Annotated in this window: 14 protein-coding genes; 2 read left to right on the top strand and 12 right to left on the bottom strand. The window is 55.4% G+C overall.

Annotated features, from left to right (window positions below):
* Positions 1–7: 7 nt before the first annotated feature.
* From cydB to mngA, 4 genes are all read right to left on the bottom strand, one after another.
* A complete protein-coding gene (gene cydB, locus HMPREF3143_RS04130) occupies positions 8–1,147 on the bottom strand; it encodes a cytochrome d ubiquinol oxidase subunit II (protein WP_070531872.1) in 1,140 nt (379 codons plus the stop codon).
* Between the two features lie 15 nt (positions 1,148–1,162).
* Entirely contained in the window at positions 1,163–2,731 is a 1,569-nt protein-coding gene (gene cydA / locus HMPREF3143_RS04125; RefSeq protein ID WP_008501098.1) for a cytochrome ubiquinol oxidase subunit I, read from the bottom strand.
* 680 nt (positions 2,732–3,411) lie between these two features.
* Complete coding sequence (gene mngB, locus HMPREF3143_RS04120; RefSeq protein ID WP_070531870.1) at positions 3,412–6,042, bottom strand: mannosylglycerate hydrolase; 2,631 nt, start codon at positions 6,040–6,042, stop codon at positions 3,412–3,414.
* Positions 6,043–6,065: 23 nt separating this feature from the next.
* Positions 6,066–7,982, bottom strand: coding sequence for a PTS 2-O-a-mannosyl-D-glycerate transporter subunit IIABC (mngA, locus tag HMPREF3143_RS04115; RefSeq protein ID WP_070531867.1), 1,917 nt, complete (start codon positions 7,980–7,982; stop codon positions 6,066–6,068).
* 170 nt (positions 7,983–8,152) lie between these two features.
* Between mngA and HMPREF3143_RS04110 the strand changes: the two genes are divergently transcribed.
* The gene (locus HMPREF3143_RS04110; RefSeq protein WP_070531864.1) at positions 8,153–8,869 is read left to right on the top strand and encodes a GntR family transcriptional regulator; all 717 of its coding nucleotides are present in this window, start codon (positions 8,153–8,155) and stop codon (positions 8,867–8,869) included.
* Positions 8,870–8,952: 83 nt separating this feature from the next.
* Here HMPREF3143_RS04110 and sucD read toward each other — a convergent pair whose 3' ends face one another.
* From sucD to sdhC, 8 genes are all read right to left on the bottom strand, one after another.
* On the bottom strand, positions 8,953–9,822 hold the full coding sequence (gene sucD, locus HMPREF3143_RS04105; protein WP_008501094.1) for a succinate--CoA ligase subunit alpha: 870 nt from the start codon (positions 9,820–9,822) through the stop codon (positions 8,953–8,955).
* On the bottom strand, positions 9,822–10,988 hold the full coding sequence (gene sucC / locus HMPREF3143_RS04100; protein ID WP_006809579.1) for an ADP-forming succinate--CoA ligase subunit beta: 1,167 nt from the start codon (positions 10,986–10,988) through the stop codon (positions 9,822–9,824). The genes sucD and sucC overlap by 1 nt, the downstream gene beginning before the upstream one ends.
* Before the next feature lie 95 nt (positions 10,989–11,083).
* Positions 11,084–12,304, bottom strand: coding sequence for a 2-oxoglutarate dehydrogenase complex dihydrolipoyllysine-residue succinyltransferase (odhB, locus tag HMPREF3143_RS04095; protein ID WP_008501093.1), 1,221 nt, complete (start codon positions 12,302–12,304; stop codon positions 11,084–11,086).
* 14 nt (positions 12,305–12,318) lie between these two features.
* Complete coding sequence (sucA, locus tag HMPREF3143_RS04090) at positions 12,319–15,126, bottom strand: 2-oxoglutarate dehydrogenase E1 component (RefSeq protein ID WP_070531862.1); 2,808 nt, start codon at positions 15,124–15,126, stop codon at positions 12,319–12,321.
* A 248-nt stretch (positions 15,127–15,374) separates the two neighbouring features.
* Positions 15,375–16,091, bottom strand: coding sequence for a succinate dehydrogenase iron-sulfur subunit SdhB (gene sdhB, locus HMPREF3143_RS04085; protein WP_008501090.1), 717 nt, complete (start codon positions 16,089–16,091; stop codon positions 15,375–15,377).
* A gap of 15 nt (positions 16,092–16,106) precedes the next feature.
* Positions 16,107–17,873, bottom strand: a complete 1,767-nt coding sequence (sdhA, locus tag HMPREF3143_RS04080; RefSeq protein WP_008501089.1) for a succinate dehydrogenase flavoprotein subunit — start codon at positions 17,871–17,873, stop codon at positions 16,107–16,109.
* Entirely contained in the window at positions 17,873–18,220 is a 348-nt protein-coding gene (gene sdhD, locus HMPREF3143_RS04075; protein ID WP_070531859.1) for a succinate dehydrogenase membrane anchor subunit, read from the bottom strand. The genes sdhA and sdhD overlap by 1 nt, the downstream gene beginning before the upstream one ends.
* A complete protein-coding gene (sdhC, locus tag HMPREF3143_RS04070) occupies positions 18,214–18,618 on the bottom strand; it encodes a succinate dehydrogenase cytochrome b556 subunit (RefSeq protein WP_020684965.1) in 405 nt (134 codons plus the stop codon). The genes sdhD and sdhC overlap by 7 nt, the downstream gene beginning before the upstream one ends.
* A 639-nt stretch (positions 18,619–19,257) precedes the next feature.
* Here sdhC and HMPREF3143_RS04065 point away from each other — a divergent pair.
* Positions 19,258–20,541, top strand: a complete 1,284-nt coding sequence (locus tag HMPREF3143_RS04065) for a citrate synthase (protein ID WP_008501086.1) — start codon at positions 19,258–19,260, stop codon at positions 20,539–20,541.
* Positions 20,542–20,616: the final 75 nt, after the last annotated feature.

Raw genomic sequence — 20,616 nt, 5'->3', positions numbered from 1 at the left:
TCCTTACTTAATACATAGAGTGGGTATTGCTTTCGATATGTTCTTTCGTGATGCGACCGAACATTTTCCAGTAACACCAGATGGTGTAGGCCAGAACAATCGGAACGAACACGCAAGCAACATACGTCATCAGGTTCAGCGTCATATGGCTGGACGTTGCATCCCACATGGTCAGGCTAGCATTCAGCATGGTGCTGGATGGCATGACGAATGGGAACATCGCAATACCCGCCGTCAGGATGATGCATGCCAGAGTCAGTGAAGAGAACACGAACGCCAGCGCGCCTTTTTCCAGACGAGACGTCAACATGGTCAGCAGCGGCAGCAGCACGCCCAGCGCCGGGATCGCCCACAGCACAGGGGTATTGTTAAAGTTCACCAGCCATGCTCCCGCCTGACGCGCCACTTCTTTGGTCAGCGGGTAAGACGGTGCGGTGTGGTTAATGGCAGACGTCACCACGTAGCCATCAATGCCGTACACCACCCACACACCGGCCAGCGCGAAGCAGACCAGCGTAACCAGCGCAGCAACCTGAGCCGTCGCGCGGGAGCGCAGATGCAGCTCGCCTACGGTACGCATCTGCAGGTAGGTTGCGCCCTGAGTGATGATCATCGCCACGCTGACGACACCGGCCAGCAGACCAAACGGATTCAGCAGCTGGAAGAAGTTACCGGTGTAGTAAAGACGCATGTATTCGTCCAGGTGGAACGGTACGCCCTGCAGCAGGTTACCGAACGCCACGCCGATCACCAGCGGTGGAACGAAGCTACCGATGAAGATGCCCCAGTCCCACATGTTGCGCCAGCGGGTATCTTCAATCTTCGAACGGTAGTCGAAACCGACCGGACGGAAGAATAAAGAGGCCAGCACCAGAATCATCGCCACATAGAAACCGGAGAACGCAGCCGCGTAGACCATCGGCCAGGCAGCGAACAGCGCGCCGCCTGCGGTGATCAGCCACACCTGGTTACCGTCCCAGTGCGGGGCGATGGAGTTGATCATGATTCGACGCTCGGTGTCATTACGACCGAGGAAACGGGTGAGCATCCCCACCCCCATGTCGAAACCATCCGTGACGGCGAAACCGATCAGCAGAACGCCAACCAGCAGCCACCAGATAAAACGCAATACTTCATAATCGATCATTTGATGACTCCTGTCTTAGCGTGCCGGCTGAGTAGTCGCAGTGGACTGCTCGTAGTGATAGCGACCGGTTTTCAGGCTGCTTGGGCCAAGGCGCGCGAACTTGAACATCAGGAACAGTTCAGCCACCAGGAACAGGGTGTACAGACCACAAATCAGCAGCATGGAGAAGATCAGGTCGCCTGCGGTCAGGGACGAGTTCGCTACCGCCGTTGGCAGCACCTCACCGATCGCCCATGGCTGACGGCCATATTCCGCCACAAACCAGCCGGACTCAATCGCGATCCACGGCAGTGGAATACCGTACAGCGCGGTGCGCAGCAGCCATTTTTTCTCGCCGATGCGGTTGCGAATCACGGACCAGAAGGACGCCGCAATGATCAGCAGCATGATGATGCCGCAGCCCACCATGATACGGAATGCGAAGTACAGTGGCGCAACGCGTGGAATTGAGTCTTTGGTTGCCATCTGGATCTGCGCTTCCGTCGCATCAGAAACGTTCGGGGTATAACGCTTCAGCAGCAGACCGTAACCCAGATCTTTCTTCACGTCGTTAAACTGGTCGCGAACGGCCTGGTCGGTAGAACCGGCACGCAGCTGTTCCAGCAGCGAGTAGGCTTTCATACCGTTACGGATACGCTCTTCGTGCTGCACCATCAGCTCTTTCAGACCCGTCACCTGCTTATCAACAGAACGGGTGGCGATGATACCCAGCGCGTAAGGGATTTGAATAGCGAAGCGGTTTTCCTGCGCGTCCTGATCGGGAATACCGAACAGCGTAAAGGCAGCAGGTGCCGGCTGGGTTTCCCATTCGGCTTCGATAGCGGCCAGTTTGGTTTTCTGCACGTCGCCCATTTCGTAACCGGATTCATCACCCAGAACAATAACGGAGAGAATCGCAGCCATACCGAAGCTTGCAGCGATAGCAAAGGAGCGCTTGGCGAACGCGAAGTCACGACCGCGCAGCATGTAGTAAGAACTGATACCCAGTACAAACATCGCGCCGCACACATAGCCAGAGGCGACGGTGTGAACGAATTTAACCTGAGCAACCGGGTTCAGGACCAGCTCGGCAAAGCTGACCATCTCCATACGCATGGTTTCGAAGTTGAAATCAGACGCGATAGGGTTCTGCATCCAGCCGTTCGCGACCAGGATCCACAGCGCGGACAGGTTCGAACCTAATGCCACCAGCCAGGTCACCGCCATATGCTGGACTTTACCCAGACGGTCCCAACCGAAGAAGAACAGACCTACAAAGGTGGATTCAAGGAAGAATGCCATCAGACCTTCAATGGCCAGCGGCGCACCGAAGATATCCCCTACATAGTGGGAATAGTAAGACCAGTTAGTCCCGAACTGGAACTCCATGGTCAGACCGGTTGCCACGCCCAGTGCGAAGTTGATACCAAACAACTTGCCCCAGAACTTGGTCATATCTTTATAAATCTGTTTGCCGGAGAGAACGTATACCGTTTCCATGATGGCCAGCAGGAACGCCATACCGAGCGTCAGTGGCACAAACAGGAAGTGGTACATCGCGGTCAAGGCAAACTGTAAGCGCGACAGTTCGACTATATCTAACATCATGACTCCTTGCTCATCGCATGAAGACTCCGAGAGTGAACCCCGTCAGAAAGAGATCCACACGCATGCCCCAATACAAATTATTCGCATCCTTGTCGTCGTTATTACCCTGAAGGAGGATAAAAACGATGACGTGAGGTTACAAATACGTTAATAAAAAACTCAAATTGATACCGCAAATATAATACGCTGCAAACCCCTTACAATAAACAGGTTTTTATTGAATCACATTTACGTTTTTCGACGGTGATCAATTTATAGCAAAATTACCACTTTTCGGCCATTTTGATCGGGAACAATTTAGCGCTTTTCAGCACCTTTTTCCAAGGATTAAACTTTGATTTAAATCAAAAACAAACCTTGATGTTAACTATGTTTAATCGTGGTGAGAATGGTAAAAACCATGTTAATGATATGTGCATGTAAAGATGTGATTGGTTATCGAAGACGAAAAAAAATATAAACAGAAGTGATTTTAATTAACGCGAAACAAAAGCCTCATTTCGATGCGCGGCAAACAATAAAGCATAGTCGGGCCGGGTTATTTTTCCACGGCATTTATGCAACCCTTCGCAATTACATTTATTTTACTTTTGTCACCCCATAACTTAACACCGCGGAGTGACTATTTAATGAAAAAGGCCGCAAACAGTGCAGCCTTTTAATGATATCAGCGGTTCTCAGGCAAGAAGAAGGCTAAAGGTTCGCGACTGTCCCGGTCTGAACGCCCCGACAATCCCTTCGTCTTCACCGTGGTCCATCTGCCGTTCATTCATGTCCGTTTCGCAGCACCGCTTCACCGCTGGATTGACGGATAGCGTCGCGTCACATGCACTGGACTGTGAAGGGTTGAACAGACGAAGAATGAGCTCATCACGATCTTCCGCTTTTTTGATCGCACTGAGTACGCATCCCGTTGGCGAAAGCGCTAACAGGCTGTAACTTTCCGGCGTGGTCAACGACGCGCGATTCAGCTTCATTGCATCCCAGGGGATCTTGTTATAACACTGCACCGGCGTTAACCACGATTGAGCCTGCTGCGCGACACCCGCGTTTTCCGGCGTGCCGCTGAAGCTGAAGAGGCTAAAGCGACAGCTTAGCGGACCACGCACCTGAGCGTCCGGGACCGGCATTTTGATACCGGATGGTCTGCCGGGGCGCAGGAGCAGATCTTCTTTGCCGAGTACCCCCACGCCGCGCAGCAAGGTCAGAGCAAATGCCTTTTGTTCATCGCCCACGACTTCAAATTCACGCAGCCCCTCGGTAAATAGCGCAAGCCCGTTTCGTTTTTCCTGCAGGACGGCGTAGTTGAGTAAATTCCAGACGGGAACCGGCGCTTCTTTCCACCCCTCCTCCTGCCAGTTTTGCATCGCCGCGTCCTGCACCGGACGAGAGATCGTGCCAAACTGTGTATCCGCTAACACCTCCCGGGTCGCAAACGGCGTTGGGATGAGCACGCGAACGCGGTGGTCGTCGGCCTGATTATCCAGGCGCACCCCCACGTCAATGCGTCTGCTGTTGCGGCTTAGCGTAATTTCAAATTCAGCGTCGAGGTAGCCGTTTCGCTGGCGCGCCGCGCGTTCCGCCAGGTTTGCCGGAACGGCGATTCGATGGCGGATAACTGCCCTGCTCTGCCAGCCTTCATGCGTAACCTCAAATTCATGCTCGCCCTGCGCGGAAGTGAGTCTCCACTCTTCCCGCGAAGGCGAGTAGTCGTACTCATCGCCATCATCCGAGCTCTCTTCGATTTCCAGCACGCGGTCATAAATAAGCCCGGTTTCTTTGTCGCGCAGGCGCAGCGAACCGTCGTCATTTACGTCAATCTGCCAGAAGGCGTTTTCAAGTAAGGAGGCGGTATTTTCCCCGGGAGAGAGCACCTTCCCGGCCACGTTAGGTTCGATAAACAGCGTACGGTAGCCCATCGACGGCAATATCTGGCTGAGCTGAATATCAAACTCCATAAACGGTTCGTAATTGCCGTAGTGAACAATCTGTCGGTCAATGAGGCCCGGGTCGAGCTCTCGCGCGCTGCGGATGAAATACGGGATCTCGTTGCCTTTGTCATCCCGCAGACGGAACTGGCTGGCGCGCAGTCGAATCGTGGTGTTCATCACCTCCTCACGCGGCCAGGGCATCAGGTTGAACATCACCAGCTTATCGGCATCGCTTTGCGGCATGTTGTCGACAATCTTGCGCATATAGAAACGCGCCAGGTTATCTGCCATGTCCTCAGCCAGTTCAAAGCGGGAGACAATCTCGCGATGCACCTTGTCGCTGCAGCAGCAGCCGATGCTGTCGTGAGCGTGGTTTTTGAGGATCTCTTTCCACATCTTCTCCAGCAGGCCGTGGTGGTAGTCGAAGCCCAGCGTCCAGGCAAGCGTCGCCAGCGGCTCAAGGATATTGACAATTTTGTTCTCAATACGCGCATGGGCGATTTTGATATCCATGCGCGTGGAGCCGATGGTCCGGTGCACGCGCATGTATTTCCCGTCGATAAACTCACCTTTTAAGGTCGCCAGATCGTCGCGGTGCGCGTCGATGCGATCAAAGACCTCCTCAAACCGGCTCATCACAAATTGACGCTGAGGATAGATTTCACGCAGCTTCTCCATCACCGCGAAAATGTTCTGCTGCAGCGGCATCTGGTCGTGTCCGTTGGGCAGCAAAATCGCTTTGGTGACGGACGCCTTTTCCAGAACCTCGAAATAGCTGTCGAGCCGTTTTCGCAGCCCCGCTTCGTCCTCCGGTAAGTACTTACCAATCGCGTAGCCCAGCGGCAGCACCTGTGCCGTCACTTCACTGCCGTCCTGGCTCTGCCAGAGAAATTCGGTTTTATCGGTCCCGTGGCGTTCAGAACAACCGCGCCAGAACATCGTGCGGGTAATGCCAAACCCGTTATAGATATGCGGAAGCTGGCCGGACATGCCAAACGAATCCGGCAGATAGCCGATCTTCATCGGCTCGCCGAAGGCCATACAATCCCGGATGCCGTACATCAGGTTGCGGACAATCGACTCGCCGCTCACAATCGTGGTATCAGTCTGGGTATACCAGGGACCGATAATCAGCTTTCCACGCTCGACAAGCGCCTTCACGCGAGAGCGGTTTTCGGGCACAACGGCAAAATAATCCTCCAGAACAGCCGTCTGTCCATCGAGAACATAGTATTTGTACTCATCATCCTGCTCCAGCCGGGTCAGGATCTCTTCCATATTATTGACCAGAAGAATACGCGACTCTTCGGTGGTGAAGTACCACTCACGGTCCCAGTGCATATGCGGCGTGATATGAACGCGAGATACAGCTTTCATCTTCGTTTCCTGTTTGTGCGTTTTTACGATAAGGCGTCTTCAGTGACGTAGTTGCCCTTTTTTACCGCCTGGCGTCGCCAGAGCAGCAGAACCAGGGTGGAGATAGCGGTCCCCACCAGCGCCGCGCCAAACCAGCCCGCCGCAGCAACCACACCGCCCAACCCGGCATCGTGAAGTAAAAAGAGAGAGAAAATCCCGGCCCCCGGCGTAGACAACCCGATCCCCATCGCACCGACAGCCGCGCCTGTCACCATGGATCCGAGTACAAATGAGCCAATGACGCGAAGCGGATCTTCAATCGCCATCGGAATCGCCCCTTCGGTAATGCCCGCGAGGCCGAGCAGCCAGGTCGATTTACCGGTTTCAATTTCAAACGACTTAAACAGCTTCGGTGCCAGCATCGTTGACGCCGTGACGGTGAAGGCTGAGACCATTTTGACGGAGGCAAAGATGGCATAGGGACCGTATACCCCGTTCGCCATCGCCCCCAGGCAGAACGCGTAAGAGGCTTTGTTGACCGGGCCACCCAAATCGAATGAGCACATAAACCCGAGGATCGCCCCCAGAAGCAGCGCATTCGCGCCGGACAGACCGTTAAGCCAGACGGTGAGCGTGTTATTGAGCCAGGCCACCGGTTCGCCAATCACAAACAGCATCAGGCTGCCCGCGCCCAGCACGCCAATCACCGGATAGAGATAAAAAGTCAGAAAGCCGTTGTAGCGGCTACTGAGCCGGATGTGGTTTTTCACCCAGCGCATCAGGTAGCCCGCGATCAGCCCGCCGACGATAGCGCCAAGAAAACCGGAGCCGATCATGTTGGCAGCCAGACCGGCCGCAAAGCCCGGCGTCAGCGCGGGTTTATCCGCCAGCGAGTAGGCGGTATAGGCCGACAGGACAGGCACCATCAAAATGCCAAGCATGCCGCCGCCAAGCTTGCGGTACATCCACAGCCACGAGTTTTCCTGGTCAAACAGGTGCTGCAGGCCAAGGATTTGCGCCAGCAGTACCGATACGGCCAGCACCGTACCGCCGGCGACGATCAGCGGCACCGCAAAAGAGATGCCGCTGAGAAGCGCCTGCTTGAGTTCAGTTTTAACGCGCTTTTTCGTTTCGGTATCGACTTGCGCATGGCGCGCATCGGTAGAAGGCTTTAGCGCCAGCGCGCGCTCAATCAACGCTTCGGCATGACGCAGGGGTTCCGTAACGGGCACGGAAATGGCGGGGATCCCCTGAAAGCGCTCGCTCTCTTTGATCGCCACTTCAGCGGCAAAAATACACGCTTTCGCCTCCTGCAACTGCTGGGCAGTAATTCGCCCTTCGATGCCGTTCGCCCCCTGCTTTTCGACCACCACGTTGACGCCGAGCTTACGTCCCGCTTTCTCCAGGTACTCTGCGGCCATATAGGTATGCGCGATCCCCGCAGGACAGGCGGTGACACAGACGACGGTTGGTGCATTCACCGGCGTATCAGCCTCGTCTTCCTTCGAGACACCGTTCAGCGCATCAAGCAGATCCTCTGCCGTCTCAGCAGCCATAACGCGTTCCCGGAGGGCATCATCGGCCAGGCGAGACGTCAGCGCCGTCAGCACCTGAATATGCGTGGATCCCGCTTCAGCTGGCGGGATGGCAAGCAGGACGATCAGCTCTACGCGTTCAGGGCCGTCCACCCCCTCCCACTCCAGCGGTTCGCGCAGCGTAGCAACCGCAAAAGCCGCTTCGTTCACCGCGTTCGATTTACCATGCGGGACAGCCAGCCCTTCACCCAGGGCGGTTGGCCCCTGCGATTCGCGACGGTAGACCTCCGCCAAAAATGCCTCGCCATCGGTAATTTTGCCCAGCGCCACCAGCCGCATTGTAAGCTGGCGAATGGCCTCATCACGGCTGGCATAGTGCGCCTGCACGCAGACAGCACTGGTGTGGGTCAGAGTCGTCAGGTTCATAAGATCCTCACACATACGTTGTTATTGTCTGGCGGCAATTGTGGCAGGTCACACAATACATTTATGTGATCATTTTCACTAACAATGCAAATTTGTATTTAAGTTGTATTATTTACAAATTTTAAGCGGGAGGCATAATTCCATGAAAAGGTATTAGAAAGGCAGATTCGATGGGTAACAAACCGATGTACCGGCAAATAGCCGATGCGCTTCGCGAAAAAATCAGTGCGGGAGAGTTAAAGCCTGGCGATGCGTTACCGACGGAATCCAGCCTCCAGGAGGCATTCAACGTGAGTCGCGTCACGGTGAGACAGGCGCTGAAGCTGCTTACGGAAGAGCAGATCGTCGAGAGCATTCAGGGCAGCGGCACCTACGTAAAAGAAGAGCGCGTCAATTACGACATTTACCAGCTCACCGGATTTTACGAAAAACTGGCGGACCGGAACGTGGATACCCACAGTGAGGTGAGCATTTTCGAAGTGCTGAAAGCCGATGCAAAACTTGCCGAAAAGCTGAATCTCTCTCATGACGATAAAGTCTGGCACGTTAAACGCGTCCGCTTTATCAAACAAAAACCGGTAAATCTGGAAGAAACGTGGATGCCGCTGGCCCTGTTCCCCGACCTCGCCTGGGAAGTGATGGAGAATTCGAAATACCACTACGTTGAGCAGATCAAAAAGCTGGTTATCGATCGCAGCGAGCAGGAGCTGGTGCCGATCATGCCGTCAGAGGAGGCGATCGCCGCGCTGTCGCTCGATCCGGCAAAGCCGATCCTGGAAAAAGTCTCCCGCGGGTTTCTGAAGGACGGGCGGGTATTTGAATACAGCCGCAACGTGTTCAATACCGATGATTACAAGTTCACGCTAGTCGCCAGACGCAGGCAATAAAAAAGGCCGCTTTACAGCGGCCAACCATGTCGAAACGGACATTTTTATACTGCAACGCCCCCCTTTCGGGGAGCAGAGAGGACTTACTTAATGATGGATTTCAGTGCTTCGCCGATATCCGCCAGGCTGCGAACGGTCTTCACGCCTGCGGCTTCCAGCGCTGCGAATTTCTCATCAGCCGTACCTTTACCACCGGCGATGATCGCGCCTGCGTGACCCATACGCTTGCCTTTCGGCGCAGTCACACCCGCGATGTAACCCACAACTGGCTTGGTCACGTGTTCTTTGATGTAAGCAGCCGCTTCTTCTTCCGCGCTACCACCGATCTCACCGATCATCACGATCGCTTCGGTCTGTGGATCTTCCTGGAACAGCTTCAGGATGTCGATGAAGTTAGAACCCGGGATCGGGTCACCGCCGATGCCCACGCAGGTGGACTGGCCGAAACCGTAGTCGGTGGTCTGCTTAACCGCTTCATAGGTCAGGGTACCGGAACGGGACACGATGCCCACTTTACCCGGCTTGTGAATGTGGCCCGGCATGATGCCGATTTTGCATTCGCCCGGGGTGATAACGCCTGGGCAGTTCGGGCCGATCATACGTACGCCGGCTTCATCCAGCTTCACCTTCACGGTCAGCATATCCAGCGTCGGGATACCTTCGGTGATGGTGATGATCAGTTTGATGCCTGCGTCGATCGCTTCCAGAATGGAGTCTTTGCAGAACGGCGCCGGAACGTAGATCACGGTCGCGGTTGCGCCCGTCGCTTCTACGGCTTCACGCACGGTGTTGAACACCGGCAGGCCCAGGTGGGTGGTGCCGCCTTTACCTGGCGTTACGCCGCCAACCATCTGCGTGCCGTAGGCAATCGCCTGTTCGGAGTGGAAAGTCCCCTGGCTACCGGTGAAGCCCTGGCAGATAACCTTGGTATCTTTATTAATTAAAACTGACATTATTTCCCCTCCACTGCGGCAACAACCTGCTGAGCTGCATCCGTCAGACTTTTCGCTGCAATAATATTCAGGCCGCTGTCAGCCAGTTTTTTCGCGCCAAGTTCAGCGTTGTTACCTTCCAGACGCACAACCACCGGAACGTTAACACCCACTTCTTCTACCGCACCGATGATACCGTCGGCGATCAGGTCGCAACGGACGATGCCGCCGAAGATGTTAACCAGAACGGCCTTCACGTTGTCGTCGGAGAGAATGATTTTGAACGCTTCGGTTACGCGCTCTTTGGTTGCGCCACCGCCCACGTCGAGGAAGTTCGCTGGCTCACCGCCGTGCAGCTTAACGATGTCCATGGTGCCCATCGCCAGGCCCGCACCGTTAACCATGCAGCCGATGTTACCGTCCAGCGCCACGTAGTTCAGCTCCCACTGAGCAGCCTGCGCTTCACGCGGGTCTTCCTGAGACTGGTCGCGCATTTCGCGCAGATCCGGCTGGCGGAACAGCGCGTTGCCGTCAGCGCCCAGCTTGCCGTCGAGGCAGATCAGATCGCCCTGGGTCGTGATCACCAGCGGGTTGATCTCGATCAGCGCCAGATCGCGCTCCAGGAAAATGGTCGCCAGACCCATGAAGATCTTGGTGAACTGCTGAACCAGCTTGCCTTCCAGACCCAGTTTGAACGCCAGCTCGCGACCCTGGTAAGGCATTGGGCCTGCCAGCGGATCGATAGCCACTTTGTGGATCAGGTGCGGGGTCTCTTCCGCCACTTTTTCGATTTCCACGCCGCCTTCGGTAGATGCCATGAACACCACGCGACGGGAGCTACGGTCAACCACCGCGCCCAGGTACAGCTCTTTCGCGATATCGGTTGCCGCTTCAACCAGGATCTGGTTAACCGGCTGGCCGTTCGCATCTGTCTGGTACGTTACCAGACGCTTGCCGAGCCAATGTTCAGCAAACGCACGAATCTCTTCTTTGCTCTTAACAACCTTCACACCGCCCGCTTTACCACGGCCACCAGCGTGAACCTGACACTTAACTACCCACGGGCCGGAACCGATTTTAGATGCGGCTTCTTCTGCTTCACGCGGGGTAGTACAGGCATAACCCACCGGAGCCGGTAAGCCATACCGGGCAAACAGCTGTTTGGCCTGATATTCATGTAAGTTCATGTGTTCTATCCATCCTTCAGGGTAATCGTTATCTTCAAACCTGTAGACCGGCGCAGCGTGTGCCGGTCTACGGGGCAGGTGATGCTAAATCGTGACTAGACGTCCAGCAGCAGACGCGTTGGATCTTCGAGCAGCTCTTTAATGGCTACCAGGAAGCCCACGGACTCGCGGCCGTCGATCAGGCGGTGGTCGTAAGAGAGCGCCAGGTACATCATCGGCAGGATCTCAACTTTACCGTCTACCGCCATAGGACGATCTTTGATGGCATGCATACCCAGGATCGCGCTCTGCGGCGGGTTAATGATCGGGGTAGACATCAGCGATCCGAAGACGCCGCCGTTGGTAATGGTGAAGTTACCGCCGGTCAGGTCGTCTACGGTCAGCTTGCCGTCGCGGCCTTTCACCGCCAGCTCTTTAATGTTTTTCTCGATGTCGGCCATACCCAGGGTATCCACATCACGCAGAACCGGGGTCACCAGGCCACGTGGGGTCGAAACCGCCATGCTGACGTCGAAGTAGTTGTGGTAAACCACGTCATCGCCATCAATGGACGCGTTCACTTCCGGGTAGCGTTTCAGCGCTTCAACCACCGCCTTCACGTAGAAGGACATAAAGCCCAGACGGATACCGTGACGTTTTTCGAACGCGTCACCGTACTGCTTACGCAGGTCCATGATTGGCTTCATGTTCACTTCGTTGAAGGTGGTCAGCATCGCGGTAGAGTTTTTCGCTTCCAGCAGACGCTCGGCAACGCGCTTACGCAGGCGAGTCATCGGCACGCGTTTTTCGCTGCGGGCACCCAGAGCAGGCTGTGCTGCCGGTGCTGCCGCAGGGGCTTTCGCTTCCGCCTGAGCAGGCGCTTTCGCCAGATGCTTGTCGATGTCTTCGCGGGTCAGACGACCGCCCACACCGGTGCCTTTAATGGCTGCCGGGTCAAGGCTGTGTTCCGCCAGCAGGCGACGGATCGCCGGGCTGAGGGCGTCATTAGACTGCTCTTCCAGAGAGGCCTGCTGGCGCTGCGCTGGCGTAGAGGCTTTCTCTTCAGATTTCGCGCTGGACTCTTTGCCCGCGCTGTTGCCTTCACGCAGGCGACCCAGGATCTGACGAGAGGTGACGGTGGTGCCTTCATCTTCCAGCACCGCGTCCAGAACGCCATCCGCCGAAGCCGGTACTTCCAGTACCACTTTGTCAGTTTCGATTTCTACCAGCACTTCATCGCGCTTAACGGCATCGCCTGGTTTTTTGTGCCAGGTAGCGACGGTCGCATCTGCTACAGATTCAGGCAGGTCGGGAACAAGAATATCTACGCTACTCATTATGTATCCTTTAATTAATCGACGTTCAGCGCGTCATTGACCAGATCTTGTTGCTGCTTCTGGTGAACGGACATATACCCTACCGCCGGAGAGGCGGAGGCCGGGCGACCTGCATAGCGCAGGGCTGACCCAAATGGAATCACTTCACGGAAATGATGCTGGCTGCAGTACCATGCGCCCTGGTTGAGCGGCTCTTCCTGGCACCAGACAAAATCATGAACGTGAGCGTACGGTTTCAGCGCTTCCTGCACCGCCTGGTGCGGGAACGGATAAAGCTGTTCGATACGCACGATGGCGACATCTTTCTGATCGTTCTTACGGCGCTGTTCCAGCAGGTCGTAATAAACCTTACCAGAACACATCACCACACGCTTCACGGCCTGTGGATCCAGCTCGTCAATTTCACCGATGGCCGGCAGGAAGGTACCGTTCGCCAGCTCTTCCAGGCTGGACACCGCCAGCGGGTGACGCAGCAGGGATTTCGGCGACATGACCACCAGCGGACGACGCATACCGCGCAGCGCCTGACGACGCAGCATGTGGTAAACCTGCGCCGGGGTCGACGGCACGCAAACCTGCATGTTCTGCTCGGCGCAGAGCTGCAGATAACGTTCCAGACGCGCGGAGGAGTGCTCCGGACCCTGGCCTTCATAGCCGTGCGGCAGCAGCATCACCAGGCCACACATACGGCCCCATTTCTGTTCGCCGGAGGAGATGAACTGGTCGATCACCACCTGCGCACCGTTGGCGAAGTCGCCGAATTGCGCTTCCCAGATGGTCAGGGTGCGCGGTTCTGCCGTGGCGTAACCGTATTCGAAAGCCAGTACCGCTTCTTCAGACAGCACGGAGTCCCAGACCTTGAACTGGCCCTGACCGTTGTGCACGTGCTGCAGCGGGGTGTAGGTTGAACCGTTAGACTGGTTGTGAACCACCGCGTGACGGTGGAAGAAGGTGCCACGGCCCGCATCTTCACCGGACAGACGAACAGGAATGCCTTCGTCAACCAGCGTCGCGTAAGCCAGCGTTTCCGCGCCGCCCCAGTCGAACAGCTTCTCGCCTGCCGCCATGGCCTGACGGTCAGCATAAATTTTCGCCACGCGAGACTGCATCTCGATAGCGTCCGGCACGGTGCTGATGCGTTTAGCCAGCTCCTGCAGGCGCTTCATCTCCACCTTGTTCGGGTAGCTCTCATCCCACTCGTGGTTGAGGTACGGCGACCAGGTAAAGGAGTGCATGTTCATCGGGCGCAGCTCTTTCACTACGCATTCACCCGCGTCCAGCGCGTCGCGGTAGAGGTTGACCATTTCGGTCGCATCTTCCAGCGTCGCCACTTTGTCGCTCTCCAGCTTGTCAGCATAGATTTTGCGCGGGGTCGGGTGTTTTTTGATTTTCTGATACATCAGCGGCTGGGTTGCACTTGGCTCATCCGCTTCGGTGTGGCCGTGGCGGCGGTAGCAGAAGAGGTCAATGAACACATCGCGTTTGAAGGTATTACGGAAGTCCAGCGCCAGGCGGGTCACGAAAGCCACGGCTTCCGGGTCATCCGCGTTAACGTGGAAGATCGGCGCCTGAACCATCTTACCGATGTCGGTGCAGTACGGGGTAGAACGTGCGTCCAGCGGGTTAGAGGTGGTGAAGCCCACCTGGTTGTTGATCACGATGCGAACGGTACCGCCCACTTCGTAACCACGCGCTTTGGACATGTTCAGGGTTTCCTGCACCACGCCCTGCCCTGTCACCGCCGCATCACCGTGGATGGTGATTGGCAGAACTTTGTTGCTGCTCGGCTCGTCCAGACGATCCAGACGCGCGCGCACGGAACCGATAACCACCGGGCTGACGATCTCGAGGTGCGACGGGTTAAACGCCAGCGCCAGGTGAACCAGACCGCCTTCGGTTTCGATATCTGACGAGAAGCCCATGTGGTACTTCACGTCGCCGGTGCCGAGGTGTTCTTTATGTTTGCCCGCGAATTCGTCGAACAGGTCCTGCGGTTTTTTACCCAGCACGTTGACCAGTACGTTCAGACGACCACGGTGTGCCATGCCCAGCACCACTTCACGGGTGCCGCTCTTGCCTGCGTGACGAATCAGCTCTTTCAGCATCGGCACCAGGGCGTCGCCGCCTTCCAGCGAGAAGCGTTTTGCGCCCGGGAACTTCGCGCCCAGATAGCGCTCAAGGCCTTCCGCTGCGGTCAGTTCGCTGAGGAAGCGTTTTTTCTCGTCAGCCGAGAAGGTCGCGTGGCCCGCTACGGATTCGATACGCTGCTGGATCCAGCGCTTCTCTTCGGTAGAGGTAATGTGCATGTATTCCGCGCCGATGGAGCCGCAGTAGGTTTGCTTGAGCGCGTCAATCAGATCGCCCAGCTTCATCGTGTCTTTGCCGATGGCAAAGGAACCTACGTTAAAGCTTTCCTGGAAATCGGCCTCGGTCAGATCGTGATACGCCGGATCGAGATCGGCCACACGGTCTTGTTTCCACAGTCCCAGCGGATCGAGATTCGCATGCTGGTGACCACGGAAGCGATAAGCGTTGATAAGCTGCAGGACTTTAACCTGCTTCGCATTGGTGTCAGGGTCGGAAATCGCAGAAGAGTAACGTGAGGCATCCTTCGCCAGACGACGGAAATAATCACGTGTTTTGGAATGGAATTGATCCGGTTTGACCCCTGTACCAGGCAACTGCTGGAACATGGAACGCCAGTTTGCGTCCACTGAGTCAGGATCGGTTAAGAAGTCTTCATAGAGCTGTTCTATCCAGCTCTGGTTGGCACCAGAGAGGTAAGAAGAGTCCAGCCAGGCTTTCATTGCGCCGTTCTGCATCGTGATCCCTTAAGCATTTTTATGCTTACTTTCGCCGTAGAAACTACCACGCACACCACGTGTACGTGCCGGGGTTCACCTGCGAGCTCTTTTCATTTGGCCCGCGAAGGAACCTTTAGAAACTGTCTGGACTTCAGGGTAGTACAGGGCAGTTTTTAAAGGTTTCTGCATTTTGCCCGGTGGCGCTACGCTTACCGGGCCTACAGTTTCGTAAGCCGGATAAGCGCAGCGCCATCCGGCAACGTTACTTACGCACTGCGCTGCAGCAGCATCGACTTAATATGGCCGATGGCGCGCGTCGGGTTCAGCCCCTTCGGACACACACTGACGCAGTTCATGATGCTATGGCAGCGGAATACGCTGAAAGCGTCACTCAGTCCTTCCAGACGGCTGTCGGTTTCGGTGTCGCGGCTATCGATCAGGAAGCGATAGGCAGCCAGCAGACCGGCCGGGCCGATAAACTTGTCCGGGTTCCACCAGAACGACGGGCAGGACGTAGAACAGCATGCGCAGAGAATACACTCGTACAGACCATCGAGTTTTTCACGCTGCTCAGGAGACTGTAAGTGCTCACGAGCCGGTGGATTTTGCCCATTATTCAATAAGTAAGGCTTAATCTTCTCATATTGTGCATAGAATTGCCCCATGTCTACCACCAAATCACGCACGACCGGCAGGCCTGGCAGAGGACGGATAACAATTTTCTGACCAGGACGCTGCAACGCTGAAATTGGCGTGATGCAGGCCAGGCCATTTTTGCCGTTCATGTTCACACCGTCAGAACCACACACCCCTTCACGGCAGGAGCGACGGAACGACAGGGTTGGATCTTTTTCTTTCAGCTGGATTAAGGCATCCAGCAGCATCATGTCGCGACCTTCTTCCGCTTCCAGGGTGTAGTCCTGCATGCGCGGAGCGTCATCAACATCCGGGTTATAACGATAAACTGAGAATTCGAGTTTCATTATCCTGTCTCCGCATTAGTAAGTACGAATCTTCGGCGGGAACGCCGGACGCAGTTTCGGTTCCATGTTGACGCTACGACGCGTCATGGTTTCCGACTCTGGCAGATACAGGGAATGGCACAGCCAGTTTTCGTCATCACGTTCCGGGAAGTCGAAGCGGCTATGCGCGCCACGGCTTTCGGTACGGAAGTTTGCCGACATCGCGGTCGCGAACGCGGTTTCCATCAGGTTATCCAGCTCCAGGCACTCAACGCGCTGGGTGTTGAACTCGCTGGAGGTGTCGTCCAGACGGGCATTTTTCAGACGCTCGCGGATCGCTTTCAGCTGCTCAAGACCTTTGGCCATCGCGTCGCCTTCACGGAATACCGAGAAGTTGTGCTGCATGCATTCCTGCAGCGCTTTACGGATTTCCACCGGATCTTCGCCGTTACGGTTGCCGTTCCAACGGTTGAGACGCTCAAGAGAGGCATCAATTTCGTCGTCGGTCGCGTCACGCAGCGCGCCCTGCTCGGCAATGGATTCCTGCAGATGCAGACCCACCGCACGACCAAACACCACCAGGTCCAGCAGGGAGTTGCCGCCCAGACGGTTTGCGCCGTGTACGGATACGCAGGCAATTTCGCCCACCGCGAACAGGCCAGGAATGACCACGTCTTCGCCCTGCTCGTTCACGGTCAGCGCCTGACCGGTCACTTTGGTCGGAATACCGCCCATCATGTAGTGGCAGGTTGGAATAACCGGAATCGGCTCTTTCACCGGATCGACGTGCGCGAAGGTGCGGGACAGTTCCAGGATGCCCGGCAGACGGGATTCCAGCACTTCTTTACCCAGGTGGTCGAGCTTCAGCTTGGCGTGTGGACCCCAAGGGCCGTCACAGCCGCGGCCTTCACGGATTTCGATCATGATGGAACGCGCCACCACGTCACGACCCGCCAGGTCTTTCGCATTCGGGGCATAACGCTCCATGAAGCGCTCGCCGTGTTTATTCAGCAGGTAGCCACCTTCACCACGGCAGCCTTCTGTTACCAGCACGCCTGCACCGGCGATACCGGTTGGGTGGAACTGCCACATCTCCATATCCTGCACCGGCACGCCCGCGCGGATAGCCATACCGACACCGTCACCGGTGTTGATGTGGGCGTTGGTAGTGGACTGGTAAATACGGCCTGCACCGCCGGTCGCCAGCACGGTTGCACGGGCTTTGAAGTAGACCACTTCACCGGTTTCGATGCACAGCGCGGTACAACCAACGATGGCACCATCGGCGTTTTTCACCAGATCCAGCGCATACCATTCGGAGAAGATGGTGGTGTGGTTTTTAAGGTTCTGCTGATACAGGGTGTGCAGCAGCGCGTGACCGGTACGGTCAGCCGCCGCCGCGGTGCGTGCCGCCTGCTCGCCGCCGAAGTTTTTCGACTGGCCGCCAAACGGACGCTGATAGATGGTGCCATTTTCCAGACGGGAGAACGGCAGACCCATGTGGTCCAGCTCCAGAATCGCTTCCGGGCCGGTTTTACACATATATTCGATGGCATCCTGGTCACCGATGTAATCGGAACCTTTTACCGTGTCATACATGTGCCATTCCCAGTTATCTTCATGGGAGTTACCCAGCGCAACGGTAATACCGCCCTGCGCAGACACAGTATGGGAACGGGTTGGGAAGACTTTAGAGAGCAGCGCACAGCTCTGGCCACTCTGGGAAATTTGCAGTGCGGCACGCATACCTGCGCCACCGGCACCAATCACAACAGCATCAAATTCTCTGACTGGCAGTTTCATTACACACCCCACACCACAACGAATCCATAAATAACGTAAACCCCCAGTGCAACGACAATGGCCAGCTGCAGCGGGAGGCGAATCGCCAGCGGTTTAACGTAATCGGTCAACACCTGCCACATGCCAATCCAGGCATGAATAAGGATGGAGAAAAGAGCCAGCAGGGTGAACACTTTGGTGAAGGCGGATCCGAAGAACCCACTCCAGATTTCCCACGTCAGCGTGCCGCTGGTCGCGAAGAAACCGATCATATAGATGATGTAGAGGGTGAGAACGATGGCGGTAGCACGGACCAGAATGAAGTCATGTACGCCGTTGCGTCCTAATGCGGAGGCGTTGCTTACCATACGAGAACTCCTGCGAGAAGTGAAAGCACGACTGTAATCACAAATGAAATGTTAGCGGAGCGCTTCCCGGCTTCGAAAGTCTCTTCCAGGTAGCCAAAGTCCATCAGCATATGGCGAACACCCACCACAACGTGGTACGCCAGCGCGGTCAGAATGCCCCACATGATGAATTTCACGAAGAAGCTGTTCATGATGGCAGAGGCCTGGAGGAATCCTTCAGGGGAAGAGAGGCTGGTGCCCAGTAACCACAGCAGAATACCGACCGCCACAAACGTAATCACACCAGAAACGCGGTGCAGAATGGACGCTATTGCTGTTACGGGGAACCGGATCGTTTTCAGATCCAGATTGACAGGTCTTTGTTTTTTCACATTTCTTATCATGAATAACGCCCACATGCTGTTCTTATTGTTTCCTTCCTCCGGACTGCGATGCGGGTCAGACAGCGTTCCTTTTCTATAACTGCGCGTCATGCAAAACAGTGCTTCCAGATGCTTAAACGACACATTACAACGCTGGGTGGCTCGGGATTGCAGGGTGTTCCGGAGACCTGGCGGCAGTATAGGCCGTTCACAAAATCATTACAATTAACCTACATACAGTTTGTCGGGTTTTCTCTGGAACAGTGATCAGGGTCACGATAACAACATCTTTTTAATTTTTAATCATCTGATTTGACAAATGTTAAACAATATTGTTACAAACGTCATCAGAAAAGGCATATAATGCGCAAAAGTTATGAGGTCTCTCTTTCACCTGACAAATAGTTATGTAACAGTGTGATGGTATTGACCGAAGTTATCAGGACAGTTATTAGTGATATACAGGTTTGAATAATTCGGACTGCAAAAACGCTGATTTGCTGTTGTTTCACTGAAATTTCATTCGTTTACCTGCAAGGCGCCATAGCTCTGTACCCTGGTTTGTCCTCGTGAGCTGAGCGGTAAGCCAAATAACAATCTGGTAACGGTGATTAACAGCTGAAAGCAAATCCGGTAAAGCGCAGTCTTAAGCATAAGGCGCTAAGGAGACCGTAAATGGCTGATACAAAGGCAACGCTCACCCTAAATGGTGACACTGCTATTGAACTGGATGTGCTAAAAGGCACGCTCGGTCAGGATGTTATTGATATCCGTACGCTGGGTTCCAAAGGGGTATTCACCTTTGACCCTGGATTTACCTCTACCGCATCTTGCGAATCCAAAATCACCTTTATCGACGGTGACGAAGGTATCCTGCTCCATCGCGGCTTCCCTATCGATCAGTTAGCCACCGAATCCAACTATCTGGAAGTGTGCTACATCCTGCTGAACGGCGAAAAACCGACGCAGGCCCAGTTCGATGAATTTAAAACCACCGTGACCCGTCACACCATGATCCATGAGCAGATTACCCGTCTGTTCCATGCGTTCCGTCGTGACTCTCACCCAATGGCGGTGATGTGCGGGATTACCGGTGCGCTGGCAGCGTTCTACCACGACTCCCTTGACGTGAATAACCCGCGTCACCGTGAAATCGCCGCTTACCGTCTGCTGTCCAAAATGCCTACCATGGCGGCGATGTGTTACAAATACTCCATCGGCCAGCCGTTTGTGTATCCGCGTAACGACCTCTCCTACGCGGGCAACTTCCTGCGCATGATGTTCTCCACGCCGTGCGAAGAGTACGAAGTGAACCCGGTTCTGGAACGCGCGATGGACCGTATTCTGATCCTGCATGCTGACCACGAACAGAACGCCTCGACCTCAACCGTTCGTACCGCAGGCTCTTCAGGCGCGAACCCGTTCGCCTGTATCGCTGCGGGCATTGCCTCCCTGTGGGGACCGGCGCACGGCGGCGCCAACGAAGCGGCGCTGAAGATGCTGGAAGAGATCAGCACCGTTGAGCACATTCCTGAGTTCGTGCGTCGCGCGAAAGACAAGAATGACTCCTTCCGCCTGATGGGCTTCGGTCACCGTGTTTACAAAAACTATGACCCGCGCGCCACCGTGATGCGTGAAACCTGCCACGAAGTGCTGAAAGAGCTGGGTACCAAAGATGACCTGCTGGAAGTGGCGATGGAGCTGGAACACATCGCGCTGAACGACCCGTACTTCATCGAGAAGAAACTCTACCCGAACGTCGATTTCTACTCTGGCATTATTCTGAAAGCGATGGGCATTCCGTCTTCCATGTTCACCGTGATCTTCGCCATGGCGCGTACCGTAGGCTGGATTGCGCACTGGAACGAAATGCACAGCGAAGGCATGAAGATCGCCCGTCCTCGTCAGCTGTATACCGGCTACGAGCAGCGTGATTTTAAGTCTGACCTGAAGCGCTAAAAGTTAAGCCCGGTGGCGCTACCGCTTACCGGGCCTACAAATGCGAAACATAGGCCGGGTAAGGCGTAGCCGCCA

Origin of the sequence: Enterobacter sp. HMSC16D10, assembly GCF_001807145.1 — a bacterium.
Classification (GTDB): Bacteria; Pseudomonadota; Gammaproteobacteria; order Enterobacterales; family Enterobacteriaceae; genus Enterobacter; species Enterobacter roggenkampii.
Note: the sequence above shows the minus strand (reverse complement) of the source record. Positions and strands in the feature narration are given on the sequence as shown.

Bases quoted from the DNA above. Each gene is read 5' to 3' on its own strand.
- cydA (WP_008501098.1), bottom strand. From the start codon at position 2,731: ATGTTAGATATAGTCGAACTGTCGCGCTTACAGTTTGCCTTGACCGCG.
- sdhA (WP_008501089.1), bottom strand. From the start codon at position 17,873: ATGAAACTGCCAGTCAGAGAATTTGATGCTGTTGTGATTGGTGCCGGT.
- sucA (WP_070531862.1), bottom strand. From the start codon at position 15,126: ATGCAGAACGGCGCAATGAAAGCCTGGCTGGACTCTTCTTACCTCTCT.
- mngA (WP_070531867.1), bottom strand. From the start codon at position 7,982: ATGAACCTGACGACTCTGACCCACACCAGTGCTGTCTGCGTGCAGGCG.
- sucC (WP_006809579.1), bottom strand. From the start codon at position 10,988: ATGAACTTACATGAATATCAGGCCAAACAGCTGTTTGCCCGGTATGGC.
- HMPREF3143_RS04110 (WP_070531864.1), top strand. From the start codon at position 8,153: ATGGGTAACAAACCGATGTACCGGCAAATAGCCGATGCGCTTCGCGAA.
- mngB (WP_070531870.1), bottom strand. From the start codon at position 6,042: ATGAAAGCTGTATCTCGCGTTCATATCACGCCGCATATGCACTGGGAC.
- sdhC (WP_020684965.1), bottom strand. From the start codon at position 18,618: ATGTGGGCGTTATTCATGATAAGAAATGTGAAAAAACAAAGACCTGTC.
- sdhB (WP_008501090.1), bottom strand. From the start codon at position 16,091: ATGAAACTCGAATTCTCAGTTTATCGTTATAACCCGGATGTTGATGAC.
- HMPREF3143_RS04065 (WP_008501086.1), top strand. From the start codon at position 19,258: ATGGCTGATACAAAGGCAACGCTCACCCTAAATGGTGACACTGCTATT.
- sucD (WP_008501094.1), bottom strand. From the start codon at position 9,822: ATGTCAGTTTTAATTAATAAAGATACCAAGGTTATCTGCCAGGGCTTC.
- sdhD (WP_070531859.1), bottom strand. From the start codon at position 18,220: ATGGTAAGCAACGCCTCCGCATTAGGACGCAACGGCGTACATGACTTC.
- odhB (WP_008501093.1), bottom strand. From the start codon at position 12,304: ATGAGTAGCGTAGATATTCTTGTTCCCGACCTGCCTGAATCTGTAGCA.
- cydB (WP_070531872.1), bottom strand. From the start codon at position 1,147: ATGATCGATTATGAAGTATTGCGTTTTATCTGGTGGCTGCTGGTTGGC.